Below are 13528 nucleotides of genomic sequence, written 5' to 3' on the forward strand. Positions count from 1 at the left end.
TTTATACAGTATAGTTATCTGGGTTAGCACTTTCTATATAACCCTGCTCAACATCTTTCTTCATCGACTCAACTACGTCTAATGGAACCATATAATGGTTTAGCATTTTTTCTTCTGATTCCTTCATCTTTTCGGTTTCTTTCGCAGCATGGTATAACTTGAACAATAACTCATCTTCAGAAAGAAACTGATACGGGTCTTTAACGTAATTACTTCTGAATGCAACATACTCGTTTATTTTGTCAGCTGCTTTTTCAAATTGCCCAGTCCGTATCAGTGATGAATAAAGTCTGTTGTACGCAAAAGATAGCCATTGCGCAAAGATTTTCCTTTGATCTTCTGCAGGGTATTCATTTCGGCTCTTATCAAAATTAGCAAGAAGGTATTCAGCCTGCTCAATTGCCTCATCATACCGTTCAAGCTTATAGTATAACAGTACAAGTCGCAAATACCCCATTTTGAATGGCTTCTCCTTGGAAACTGATTCTTTATAGTATTTTTCAGCCAGCTCATTATCGCCCTTCTTTTCAGCGATAAGACCTTTAATTTCATGCGCTTCCGCGTAATCAGGATCGATTTCCAAAGCCTTTGTACAATATTCTTCGGCCGTATCCATAGAATCCGCATCAAAATATGCACTTGCCAAAAGAGCTAAATACTTCTTCTCTTTTGGGAACTCGTTATTTAAAATATGTAAGTTGGCGATAGCTTTCTCTGTCTCACCAAACATCTTTTGATTACTTATTTTCTGCAATAATTTATCTACTTCTTGCTCTGTCATTATTCTAAATTTAAATTATAAACAATACTATCCTCTAAAAGTGTTACCGGGAGGAAATTTGCCATGTGTTGCTACATAGCTATCGATCAAAGAAACTTCTTCGGCATTTGCAGTGGCATAGTTCACATTTTGTACATACCATTCTTTCGGTAACAATTTTCCAGAAGATAGACTATTTAAGATATATTCATCTTTGTCTCCATTATATAATTGGAAAATTACTAAATATCGCGCATATACAGATTTAAAAGATGTTAATCCATATTTCCATATTGCACCGCTCATCATAAACTGATTTACAAATCCTGCTCCATAAGTGTAATTTCGTAGTAGACCAGGAGTACCGACGTGGAGATCATAAACATTATATATGTCTTTTTCCCTTCTTCTTGTCCTTGGTTTTGTCTGCGGTACCGTGATCGGCGGTGCTATCGGAACTGTAATAGGCTCTTCGATTGGTATATCTGCGGGAGGAGCGACGGGCTTGGGCAGCTCTTCATCTACCGTCGGCGGCGGTGCTGTCACAGGAGGTGCAGTGACAAACTCCCACACCACCTTTGCAGCAGCAGCAATACCACTGCCCACCGATGAGAAAAAGTCACATATATCATCCCAAAAATACCATATTGCAGCAATCGCCACAACAGCTAATATGATCCATCCAATAGGATTCCATGACATTGAAGTGCCTGCTGTTGTTGCGCTTGCAAAAAATCCAGTGGCTCCGCCTGCTATTGCTAATTCCATAATTTCATTTTTCGTTTATAGTTGCCCCGAGTTTTTACAGCTGATAACACCACCGTAAGGACAGATGCATTTTGACGCATCAGATAATGGCTTTTGATCCAAAACTTTGATCTTTGGTACTGTCTTGACCCATGTGAGTGGAACTCCCGACAATTCTAGGTTAAGCCTACAGATCCCTTTCAAACCACAAAGCCCGAAATGGGGAATATTTAATCCGGCGATATTGTCCTTGTCAGTCGCAAACTTTCCTTCCCGGAGTTTGATCTTTGGATTGGAAGTAACAATTAATGTGGAAGTCAATAGTCCCTTATCACAATCCAGTATTGCTTGGTCTTTAAGATATTCCATTTTATGTCAATTTTACCTCTATTCCACCTTTCACGTGTATATTCTGGTCATTACTGATCGTAATATCACCGCCTTTGGATGTGATAGCTATAGTTCCTGCACCTCCTCCCTTTTCTGATGGAGTTGCATGCATTGCCAGATTGTTACTTCCAGTTACAGTTATATCTTTTCCTGAAAGGCTGATCGTCCCATCATCCTTCATCGTAAATGAACTATTACCGATCGTAATAGTAAGACTCTTTTTCCCCTTAAAGCTTATATTGCCCTCTTCATCCATATCAAAGACTGACGTAGCGGGACTGTTTTCTTTCGCCCCAACATTGATTGAACTCTTACTTCCGGCGTTCACAACATGGTTTAAATTTGCATCTGTAGTTGCATTTCCGGCGCCATCAAAATGCATTTTTGCCCCTCCTTTGTCTTTCAGGTTCATGGAACCTGAACCATTGTCATATTTTAGTTCGGCTCCGCTACGTCCACTAAAAGACATCACATTATTGCCCGTTCCGCCACCAGCTCCGATCTTCCCATGAAACATTCCACCCATCACAAAAGGACGGTCAGGATGTTGATGCACAAAATTTACGATGACTTGATCACCTACCTCAGGAACAGACATAAAACCTCTATTCGTTTTTACGTCCTCACTACTGCCAGCATCAGGAGTCATAACTCGGATAAATTCAGAAACGTTCTTAGCACTTTGCCAGTCAAATTGAACTTGTACACGGCCCTGGTTTAAAGGATCAGTATTTGAAACTACCTTAGCGAACTGAGGTTCTGCTTTTGGGATTGTAAATTCAGGTCTTGGGATGTAACCGGAGTCAGCAGCTATTGCTTCAAAACTTCCATTGTAGTAACCTCTTGCGTCAACTTCATGTATTACTTCCGTCAATAAAAGTCTGGTAAAATAGGACGTTTCATTGCTATCTGTCTTTCTCATTTCTATATCTGCAATACATCCCGGATATAAGAATGGAACCGTAGAAATACCAGTAGTCACAAACACCTCAGCGGCTTTACTTCCTGCTGTACCTTTCTCTGAGGCTTGAACATCCAAAAAAGAATTAACCTTTATGGGAGCAATTCGTAGGGATGGAGTTTTAAATGTACTTTCCGAAATTTCATAAGCTCTGCGGGCAATATCCGATGTATGTTTAATATCCGGATTTCCACCTGCAAATTTCTCATTTTTACGACTATTATAACCATAGAATGAAGGCTTAACATGTTGTGCTTTCATCCGTATTTTCACGTCACTTAAATTTCTTCCGTAAACCAGTTTCACCGGATTTTCTGATGGTGGGAGTTGTCCAAAATGCAATACCTCACCATCGTAGTAGAATTGTTCACCGTAAGCCTCCGCGATTCGGGCTAAATAATTGTAATGGGTTTCTTCATACTGCGAGCTATAAGCCAGATTACCGTAATTTGCATCTACCCTGAAATCAAACTTACTTGAATCCAGACCTTCACCGATCACCTGTGAAGCTATGCTGTTTAGACTTATTTCCTGTGACCCTCCAAAACTTTGAACATGTGGAGCAGCATCCAGCAGAACCGTTGGACTAGAACCGATAAGTACAATGTTTCCGAGGTTTCCGTTGTCCTGGCTAAAGCCGACTTCCGTCACTACCCCAACAAAATTTCTTTCAGGGCTTTCATCTACGTCCTTATATTTGAAAACGACAGTAATCCTTTTACCAAGAAAGTTTTGAGCCTTCTCCAAATTATGGTTTTCTGCCTCCCCCAACGTATCGTGGGCCAGGATAAGCTCAAAAGTATGATGTTTGACGGCGCTTTGTTGCAGCTTAAAATGCTTAAAAAAACGAATCGGTTTACCCTCAATAACTATTTCAAGCTTAACCAGTCTATTGATTCCGTTGACTTCATTTTCTGAAATCCCCGCAGCGTTAAATATTTTTGAGGTTGGCTGGTTATTCCATAACCGATCTTCGGTGACGGATTTAGTATTGGATACAACTGGTTTATCGAACATTTTACCAGTTGTATTAGCTCCCTGAAAAGAAGATTCAAGTGAAGTAGCTGTTTCTATACCCTTCTTATCATTGTTTGTAGAATCTAAATGATCCATATCTTTTTGAAACATGCATAATTATTTTTTTCATTTATGTAATTGCTTTGATAATCCACCGATAAATGGTGATACTAATATTTCAGGGGAACAGTCGCTGGGTTCCAATATCTAATGAAGTCAAAAAATGTTGGTGACTGCTTCTGAGAATGGTCGATCAAATTTCTATGGAACTGAAATTCTTCTTATAGCGCTGAAATACGCTACTTAATATGGGGTTGTTTTTTATTTTTTTTCATAAGGTCTTTAGTGATTTTGGTTTTGCAATATAATACCTTAGAAATTCACAGCAAAATGAATTAGGTACTTTTTTAAAATTTGTAGTAATTCTACGAATCAATACTTTACCTAGTTCTTAACAGAAAATTATGTATCTAGCCATTCAAAATGAATGCGCTAAAATGAAAAATTTAATAGCTAATGGTTAGGCAAAGTACTGATCTTTTCAGACTAAACTAGATAATGTACGGATTTAGTACTGTGTACGTCTTTTATTTTGCGCCATAATTCTCAATTACTTTTTTTAAATCTATACCTTTGCCAAGCACAGGCTTAAAGATATCCCCTACACTTTCTATCCGCTCTATCGCATTAAAAATTGTAAAATCACTCATTTTAAGCCCTTTTTTTACTTCCTCCCAGTGCAAGGGCATTGAAACTGTAGCGCCCGGTTTCGGACGAACAGAATAAGCTGCCGCAATAGTAGCATGAGGTCTATTTTGAAGAAAATCAAGATACATTTTACCTTTACGATCCTTAATGGCCCTTTCAAGACTAGTATATGCAGGAAGTTCATTATGTACCAATGTAACGATAACCCGCGCAAATTCTTTGGATTGTTCATAAGTATACTTGTTACCCAAAGGAATATAAATGTGTAGTCCTGTTGATCCGCTTGTTTTGCAATAAGACTCTACACCCATATCATCCAAAATCTGTTTCGTTACCTGAGCAGTCTCGATCACCTGGTCAAAGGAATTCTTATCAGGATCTAGATCAATAATGCAAAAAGTCGGATGTTCCGGCTTTTTGATTGTACTGCTCCACGGATTCATTTCAATGCATCCAAGGTTAGCCATGTAAAGCAATGTTGCATCATCTTTCCCCACTAAATAATGTTTGTCTTTATTATCTGAATCACTTTTATAAAGGTAAGTTGTAGCCCAATCTGGAGCAGTATCCGTTACGTTTTTAAAGTAAAAGCCCTCTCCTTCTATTCCGTTAGGAAAGCGGTTCATGCTCTGTGGTCTATCTTTTAAATATGGTAGTATAAACGGTGCAACTTGATAATAATAATTGATCAAATCACGCTTTGTAATTTTATCCTTCGGCCAGAACAGCTTATCAAGATTTGTAAATTTTAGTTCCGTCCCCTTGATCTTTTTGACCTGTGTTTTATCGTTTGGATTCAGCAACGTTTTTCTTTTCGCCTGACCCTGCGGAGATATTATGTCGTCGTCAGAGCTGGAAACAATATTTGCGGTTGACACCTCTTTTTCAAGAACGATATTTTTTGGATTTTTATCTTCACGCATACCATCAAACGAAGGATGGCGCATCACTCCGTCCGTTGTCATCTCCGTAAAACTTACTTCACAGATGAGTTTTGGCTTTAGCCAAGTTGCGTTTGCGTGTGGAGGATTCGGTCGGAACCGCGAAGGTTTGTTTACGTCAGGCTCGTTGCTGAATGGAGATTTATCAGTTATTAATTCCTTAAACTGTTCCATCATTTCCTTTTGCATTCTATCATTAAAACCAGTACCTACCTTCCCGGTATAGACCAATTTTTTTCCTTCGTAAACTCCAACAAGTATGCTGCTGAATAATTTACTGGAGCCTTCGTTTTTGGTAAAACCACCGATGACAACTTCCTGTCTTTTGTTTGCTTTAATTTTAAGCCAGTCCTTCGTTCTATTCTTCGTATGATATAAGCTATCCTTCCTTTTCGCCATGATACCTTCAAGCCCCATTTTTTTTGCAGCTTCCAAAAACCGGATGCCGGAAGTAAAAAATGACGTACTTATCTTAATACTGTCGCTATCTGGCAATACCTCTTTCAAAATTTCTTTTCGTTTACACAATTCAAGGTTAGTAAGATCCTTCCCCTTATACCACAGGATATCAAAAACAAAGTATAATAGGATACCATCAGCTTCACTACGCCAATTTTGCAACGCGCCGAAATTAGCCTGACCATTCTCTCCAACCACTACTATTTCGCCGTCTAAGATAGCATCTAGATCCATTGTTTTCAGCTCATCAAAAATCGGATAGAATTTATCGTTAAAGCTTTTATCATTTCTGGATTTTATCTCAACCTTATGTCCTTTTAAAAAGGAGACAGCCCTGTAACCATCCCACTTGACTTCATAAAGCCAATCATCACTGTCAAACGGCTCATCCACAAGGGTGGCAAGCATCGGTTCGACATTGTCATAGAATGTCTGCTTGGGAGCCTGTTTCAGTATCTTTGCAATATCTTGTTTAGGCCCAGCTTTTTCTTCAGAAGCTGCAAGTTGCTCATCAATTACTGCTACAGCTTTATTCTTAGCCGCAGGCTTATCCTTAACTGTACTTTCTTTCCGTATAATCTTTTCGCCGTAAACTTTATCAGGGGACTTCTCCATCTGCGCAATACTCTTTTTTGAAATCACAGATTTGTCTTTCAATGTTATGTCGTCCTTGCTGGCATACTTATCATCCAACTTCATTAATAACCAGCCATTCTCGCCCCTTCCATAAGCCTTTACCAATGCAAATTCTCCTTTCAACTTCTTCCCGTTGAGTTTGAACTTTAATTTACCTGAATATAACTGATGTATTAGGTTTTTCTCCTGCTTTTTCAAATCACCGTCAACTGGATCAGCTGGTTCATAAGTACCTTCGTCCCAGACGATCACAGTTCCCCCTCCATATTGACCCTTGGGAATGATACCTTCAAAATCTCTATAATCATACGGATGGTCTTCGACCATCATCGCCAGGCGTTTGATATCCGGATCGAGAGACGGACCTTTTGGAACCGCCCAGCTTTTGAGCACTCCATCCATTTCCAGACGGAAATCATAATGCAGATGCGACGCATCATGCTTTTGCACCACGAATCTCAACTCTTTTCCCGAAGATTTACCACCAAAAGGTTCAGGTGTTTTGTCTTCAGACCGTTTTTCACGATATTGTTCTAAAGCCATAATTCAAAGTTTTTACAGGATTGGAATGACATTGCAGAAATAAAACACTAGGCTAATCACAAGGAGAAGCCTTAGAAACAACAGAACACTGTTCAATTTTATTTCTTATGTCGTTTGGTTAAGTATGCCTCCAGAACTTTTCGTTCATTGGAACCAGTAGCTCTTATAGCACCAACGACTGCTTGAGAACTAACATTCATTTTATCCTTGAAATATTGGATTTCGTAATTCTCTGATCCACTTACTTTACTGCGGTCCTGTTTCCCTTTCTTTGATTTGTCGTCTGCCATGATATTATATTTTAATGATTTGTAAATTAAAGTTTGCAAATATTAAGCCGCAACTACATACGAATCAATCTACTGCATAAAGACAAGAGTTGACAAAAAATGGTTTTAAAGAACTTCCTTCTTAATTCTTAAATTACTGTCTCGATGGAAAGATTCTGCTCTTTATTGATATCTTTTACGCGCCTCTTGATGAAATCTGCTGGCCCGATCCCATTAATTTCACGAAATAGCTTCGAAAAATTATTCCTTGATGCCATACCACATTCTTCAGCAAGAGTTTCGATCTTATACTTGCGGTATTCTGGGTCATTATACAGCTTATCAGTTATGTACCTAATTCGCAATTCTATGAGATACTTCGTAAAATTCATGCCTTTGTACTCGTTTACGATTTGAGACAGATAATAATGATTTGTATCAAATCGATCCGCCAGCTTATGTTGTGTAAGGCCGTTTTCCCTAAAACCGCCCTTGTTCTCAAAATCATTTAATTTTTGCAGTATTTCTTCAACAATCTTTGGATCGATTTCAAGCTTATTATCCTCCTGCTTTTCATGTGTAATGATAGCCAAATCAGCATTATCTCTAGCGATGATCTTCTGCTCCAAAACGGAGTATTTGCGGCGGACTTTTTTTTCCCTTCTCTTATAAAATAACATCGTTGCTGCGAAACTAACAGCGACAGTACCTAGACCCCACTTAGCTAATTTATCTCTCGCGAATTGCTTTTCAAGCCGCTTCTTATCTTGTTTCAGCAAACGTGTATCATATTCTTTACTCATCTTCCGCAACAAATAATTGAAATCCCTGAATAGGACACTATCTACTTTTATCAGCTGATTTGTATAGTATAACTGTTTCTCTATGTCATTGTTCGCTTTGTACTCGTCAATTAGAAGCTCAAAGGTATCTCGTACTTCAGGAACAATAAAACCATGCTTCTGAAAAATAGAATCAACTTTTTCAAAATTCCTCAAGGCATGGGATTTATCCCCGAGACCAAGGTAGGATTTGCCTAAATAAGAATAGTTTACAGCTAACCAGGCAAAATCATTAATTTTCGAAAGGGCTACCGAGGAAGCTGAAAGGGATGCAAGGGCTGTGGAATAATCTTTTTTACGAAACTCGGAAATACCTTTTTCTTTCAGAAAATATCCGAATTCCTGCCGATGTTCTTTGTTAGGACCTATTTCTGTAAGTCCAACGTTAACAATTGAATCGGAAAGACCAAATTTCCCCATATTGCGATAACAAATAGCCATCTGGTGGAGACTATTATAATAGCCTCTTCGAGAATCATATATAATGTTCGGATGTTGTTGTTTGCTTAGTTCGTTCGCAAAATAATTCCTTGTTTTAATAAATATCGGCAATGCTTCGTCGTAGTACCCAATATAGCTTTTAACAACGCCGATCAGATAATTTAATCTGTTTCTATAATACGGATCTGTATCCTTTTCCGCATACGGAACTGCGACAAGAAATTCGTTCAATGCCAATTGGTATTTTTTAAAGTGGAAATAATAGACAACTCCTTTTTCGAGGTACGCAGAACTTACTAGCGAATCTTTCCGTGATAATTTGGCGGCAATTATTGTACTGTCCGCAAACTTGAGTTTTATGTTACGATCGGAGGAGAATTCAACTCCATCTGCATATCCCTGATATAATTTTCCATAATCCTTGTCCTTTTTTGCTTCTGCAATGTACTGTCTTATGAACGGAAGTGCCCTGACATCATTCTCTGAAAACACTTCGTAATTTTTCCTGATATAGTAATATTTACTGTACTCTTCTTTTTGGGCACAGAGCAATTCAGAGTGCAATAAACATAAAACAATTATGATATGAAAAGCGGAGAATTTCATAGGTCAAGTTTATATAAAATTACTAAAATTCGCCAAATCATGAATTATCAAAAACGAAAATCCCCAACATACCATAAAAACAGTTTAAAATACTGAATTTCAATACAATAACAATGCTCAAATTGAACAATTTGCGCATTCAAATTGTTCAACGGGCGCACCAAACAGTTTTTCCGTGTTCCAATGCCCTCTACCTTCGTTCACGAATTCGAAATAACCGGCCGGGATAATTCTTAAAATTTTGAAACAAAATGAAAACTATTATCTCAACAATATTAATCATCGCAGGTGCTGTCATCTTACACTCCTGTAGAGAATCCGAAATTGAGGAACCGTTAGAACTGAAAAAACAGAATATTGTCAATTCAAAAACAGAAATGTCAAAAAATAACGATACAATTCAGACCGAAGCTTTTTCCACTGACCCAGACCCTGAACTGGATGAATCGATAAAAGACCCACCAATCAGACACGGTGGTCAATGGAAAACCTCGAAATAAAATTCGATTTAGAGAAGAACTGAAACACGCTTTTTCAATAACCTAAAAATTCTGATGCCATGCGAACGAAAAACTTGATAGCCGAAATAATTATATTCTTACTCCTACTCATGTGGGCTTATACATTTGTTAGTAAGGTACTTGATTTTGATACTTTCAGAAGGCAGATCAATGGCGCATATCTTTTATCATCCTTGGGTTCACCCTTACCCTATCTTTTACAGGTACTGCATTTCTCACTTGTTGTACTGCTGATAAAGAAGTCTTGGAGAAAGATTGGACTTATTACCTCGCTATCACTACTTGTGTTATACACAGGATATCTGATCTACATTTTAAAGTTTGCACCAAGCATACCATGTTCATGTATCTCGCTTTACAGCAGGTTGAATTGGGACGATCAACTTTTGATCAACTTCGCGGTGCTGGCACTAAATATCATTGGTCTGATCATGTTTTCGTTTAAACGGCCACCACACAGTAGTCATATTCAGACCACATACTAAATTTAAAACTAATAATTAAAAACAGGGGAAGCCGAAAACCTGAAACCCAGAGTAGGCAAAAAACTAAAGTTTAGCTTTTTGATTTATAAAAGCACCAAACATCATGAAATCAATTAGATTAACACTTGGAGTTGCAGCAATTGCACTAGGTACGTTTACAGCTTTTTCATTTGCTCCGGCGAATCATGCGAAAGTAGACACAGTTGCCGACTTTTATGTAAATGCAGACGGATCAATGGGTGCACCGGTAGGTAGTTCTAACCAATGCCAACCCACTCGCCCGACTTTATGCTCACAAGAGTATAATATAGAAACGGGGCAACCTACGGGAAATCATAAAATAAACGGTGCAAGACCGTAAGCAAATTGAGGTCGCAATTTTAGCGACCTCATTTTTTTACATATTCTTTATAAACCTAATAAATTCAGCTTCACTGCTTCTCGGATCTGGTGGAATTCCTGCTAGATTTCCTTTTTTATCCACAACAAACAAAGCTGGATACCCCAAAATGTTTAAGGACTTAATGATTGGATGATGAAATTTTTGTTCCATTGTGTACAACTGTAGAGAACCACTGCTGCTATATTGGCCAATACCTTTAAGCCAAGTCTCTTTTTTATCTACATTTATGGAAATAAATTCAATATTAAGGTCTTTAATCTTTTTCTCTAACAAGTCCAGTGCGGGAGCCATCTGTCTACAGCCACTGCATCCGGTAAACCAAAAGTCAATAATTAAAATCTTCCCTTTAAAATTGGACAAGGAATGAATTTTGCCAGCTGTATCGGCAAGACTAAAATTAAAGAAAGGTTTCCCTACTTGTAAAGATTGCTGAGAACGATTATAAGTATTGGTTACCTCGGCTAAAAATGGATTATTTTCATCAGTATTTTTAACATAAAAGTCGTATACTTCCTCGCTGCTTTTATTAAAAATTCTAGAATTCAGATACGAAACCATTATTTTAGAAAGTAGATAATTTTTGACGTTTGCGGTACTTCCAAAATATTTAGTTATAAGTTTACTGTAATTACTAATACTATCTATTCTATATTGATCTCCAATATAAAGGATAGGATTTTTATATTCACTTAGTAGTATAAACTCTGATAGTAAACTACCGCCCGAATAGAAAACATTTTGCCCCTCACAGAATGGTTTCATTCTATCCTTTTCAATAATAAAGTGGTTGAAATAAGTATTCAATGAATCGTTGTCACTTCTCATTGCACTAATAAATAAACTTTCTAGCACACTTTCATATAACCCTGCTCTAATCTGACTCTTTACATCTGCATCTAAGTTTCCATGGTAACTATTGTATATGGAATCTATAACGGTAAGTTTTCTATCTGTTGTTAAAAACTTAAATAGTAAATTTTGATCCTGATATTTGGGATCGGTCTTATAAATTGCTAAAACTTCTTGAAGAATGCTCTTCTTAAAATCTACTTTCTCAATTCCTCTTCCGGAAATTTCTAGATTTAAAATCCCTAACTTTTTGGTATCATTGATAATTATATTTAAACTATCATTGGGAGAAACTACTAATTCAAACGTTCCCGGAAAAAAAATTGAATGTCCTGCAATTTCTATACTTACATTCATTGATTTCTGAATCCTAAAATTAAAATCAAAATATCCATTTGTTGTTACAATGGTGTCTTCTATGATCTGAGGATTATAAATAGATAAAGGATCGTAAACAGTTAGAACCAATTCCTTGGGATTGTTAACTGCATCTTTTATGAAGCCAGCAATTTTGGTCTGAGAATGACAAAGGAGTGACCAACATACCAAAATGCAAATGATACTTAATTTTTTCATGATAATTCAGTTTAATACGTATTCTGAGCAATATGGTTATAATTTATAATGTACTGTGGTATTCGCATAACGTATCTCGGATCATTGGGAGGAAGTGTATAGATATCGTCACCGATCTTCCTAATAAGAGTTTTGGCAAAATTAGGATCATTATTTAGCCTTTTGAGATCCTGCCAACGAAGACCTCTCGTTACTAGCTCTTTTCGGCGTTCCATTAAAATGTATTCCAAAATATCATTTTTTTTATGCAAAGGCATCGGGATTTCAGCTGATGTTTTAAAACGATTTTGTAATAATAATTTTATTCTTTCCATTGCGCCGTTTAAATCTCCAAGTCTTGCCCTGCATTCTGCACTTATTAGTAAGATTTCCCCTGTGGCCGTTCCCGAAAACAGCCCAGCGGTAAAGCTCCCCTTGAAGGTATATTTCCCGTCGTCTTGCAATTTGAAGAAAACCTGTTTTCGAAGGTCGTTAGCATTATAGCTTTCTATAAGTGATTGGTTTATTCTGCCTGTAATACCATTCGGAGAATATTTACTTTGCATGCTATAAATATGGATTTCTTTTGAAATGTCATAAAACGGATAATCATTTGCTAAATCGATATTGTTAAAATTCTCTATATATGGATTATATTTAAAACTTGAATCTGCGGATGAAGATGCTTGCTTATAATCATCCATATACAAAAAAGTCCTAGCAAGCAACCCATAAGCTCCACCTTTACCAATCTGCGTATTTAATTGTGAGGTATTAGGCAATAAGATAACAGCTTCTTTTAAATCCGAGAGAATTTGTTCATAGGTATTTTCTAAGGTACCCCGGTCAATATCTTCATCGATATCCTCCGCCAATTTAAGAGGAATACCCAAGTCTGTTTTTGCGGTTTTAAGGTCGTAATATTTACAAAAAGTTAGCGCGAGATTTAAGAACTGCTTAGCCCTATGATACAATGCGGTTCCTTTAATTTTATCGTATTGTTCTCTATTATCATTTGTACGGGTAATTTTCGATAAACCGTTAAGTACTACGTTACATATTTGAATCTGAGAATAAGCTATATCCCATTCGTCCCATTCTAAAATACCAATCCTTGGAAACTCTTGTGTTTTCCAAACTACCAAATCTCTATCAAAAGCATAATAGAGCGCATTATACTGTTCAGTAGTAAATTCGTAGTCATCGCAGGAAGTTTCTGTCGCACCACGTCCGTCATTCTGAAAATTATCAGCGTTCAACAATAAATCCATATCATTTAAAGTTGTTGGAACGATTAATTTTATATCCCGTTTTTCTTCAAGCCAGTTTTTACTACAGGAAATACTCAGATAAGTAGAACCCACAAAAACAATAAATATTATTAACTTATTCATA

11 protein-coding genes are annotated in these 13528 nt (G+C 37.2%); 2 read left to right on the forward strand and 9 right to left on the reverse strand.

Going from position 1 to position 13528, the window contains the following annotated elements:
• Position 1 precedes the first annotated feature (1 nt).
• The 7 genes from MP477_RS04125 to MP477_RS04155 all read right to left on the reverse strand — a co-directional run bounded on the left by MP477_RS04125 (position 2) and on the right by MP477_RS04155 (position 9320).
• On the reverse strand, positions 2 to 781 hold the full coding sequence (locus tag MP477_RS04125; protein WP_257189256.1) for a lipopolysaccharide assembly protein LapB: 780 nt from the start codon (positions 779 to 781) through the stop codon (positions 2 to 4).
• Between the two features lie 27 nt (positions 782 to 808).
• Complete coding sequence (locus tag MP477_RS04130) at positions 809 to 1528, reverse strand: hypothetical protein (RefSeq protein ID WP_156118463.1); 720 nt, start codon at positions 1526 to 1528, stop codon at positions 809 to 811.
• Between the two features lie 15 nt (positions 1529 to 1543).
• Complete coding sequence (locus MP477_RS04135; RefSeq protein WP_257189257.1) at positions 1544 to 1876, reverse strand: DUF4280 domain-containing protein; 333 nt, start codon at positions 1874 to 1876, stop codon at positions 1544 to 1546.
• 1 nt (position 1877) lies between these two features.
• Complete coding sequence (locus tag MP477_RS04140; RefSeq protein ID WP_257189258.1) at positions 1878 to 3986, reverse strand: type VI secretion system Vgr family protein; 2109 nt, start codon at positions 3984 to 3986, stop codon at positions 1878 to 1880.
• Between the two features lie 476 nt (positions 3987 to 4462).
• A complete protein-coding gene (gene ligD / locus MP477_RS04145; protein ID WP_257189259.1) occupies positions 4463 to 7162 on the reverse strand; it encodes a DNA ligase D in 2700 nt (899 codons plus the stop codon).
• A gap of 98 nt (positions 7163 to 7260) precedes the next feature.
• The gene (locus MP477_RS04150; protein WP_257189260.1) at positions 7261 to 7452 is read right to left on the reverse strand and encodes a DUF3606 domain-containing protein; all 192 of its coding nucleotides are present in this window, start codon (positions 7450 to 7452) and stop codon (positions 7261 to 7263) included.
• A 128-nt stretch (positions 7453 to 7580) separates the two neighbouring features.
• A complete protein-coding gene (locus tag MP477_RS04155; RefSeq protein WP_257189261.1) occupies positions 7581 to 9320 on the reverse strand; it encodes an AraC family transcriptional regulator in 1740 nt (579 codons plus the stop codon).
• A 251-nt stretch (positions 9321 to 9571) separates the two neighbouring features.
• Here MP477_RS04155 and MP477_RS04160 point away from each other — a divergent pair, with 251 nt between their 5' ends.
• Positions 9572 to 9820, forward strand: coding sequence for a hypothetical protein (locus tag MP477_RS04160; RefSeq protein WP_257189262.1), 249 nt, complete (start codon positions 9572 to 9574; stop codon positions 9818 to 9820).
• 59 nt (positions 9821 to 9879) lie between these two features.
• Positions 9880 to 10326 (forward strand): MauE/DoxX family redox-associated membrane protein, encoded by a 447-nt coding sequence (locus tag MP477_RS22805; RefSeq protein WP_373567401.1) that lies wholly within the window; start codon positions 9880 to 9882, stop codon positions 10324 to 10326.
• 397 nt (positions 10327 to 10723) lie between these two features.
• Here MP477_RS22805 and MP477_RS04165 read toward each other — a convergent pair whose 3' ends face one another.
• Both MP477_RS04165 and MP477_RS04170 read right to left on the reverse strand, forming a co-directional pair.
• The gene (locus MP477_RS04165) at positions 10724 to 12154 is read right to left on the reverse strand and encodes a peroxiredoxin (RefSeq protein ID WP_257189263.1); all 1431 of its coding nucleotides are present in this window, start codon (positions 12152 to 12154) and stop codon (positions 10724 to 10726) included.
• Positions 12155 to 12165: 11 nt separating this feature from the next.
• Positions 12166 to 13527 carry a RagB/SusD family nutrient uptake outer membrane protein gene (locus MP477_RS04170; protein WP_257189264.1) on the reverse strand — a complete coding sequence of 454 codons (1362 nt, stop codon included), beginning with the start codon at positions 13525 to 13527 and terminating at the stop codon, positions 12166 to 12168.
• Position 13528: the final 1 nt, after the last annotated feature.

The organism is Chryseobacterium sp. WG23, assembly GCF_024586575.1.
Classification (GTDB): Bacteria; Bacteroidota; Bacteroidia; order Flavobacteriales; family Weeksellaceae; genus Chryseobacterium.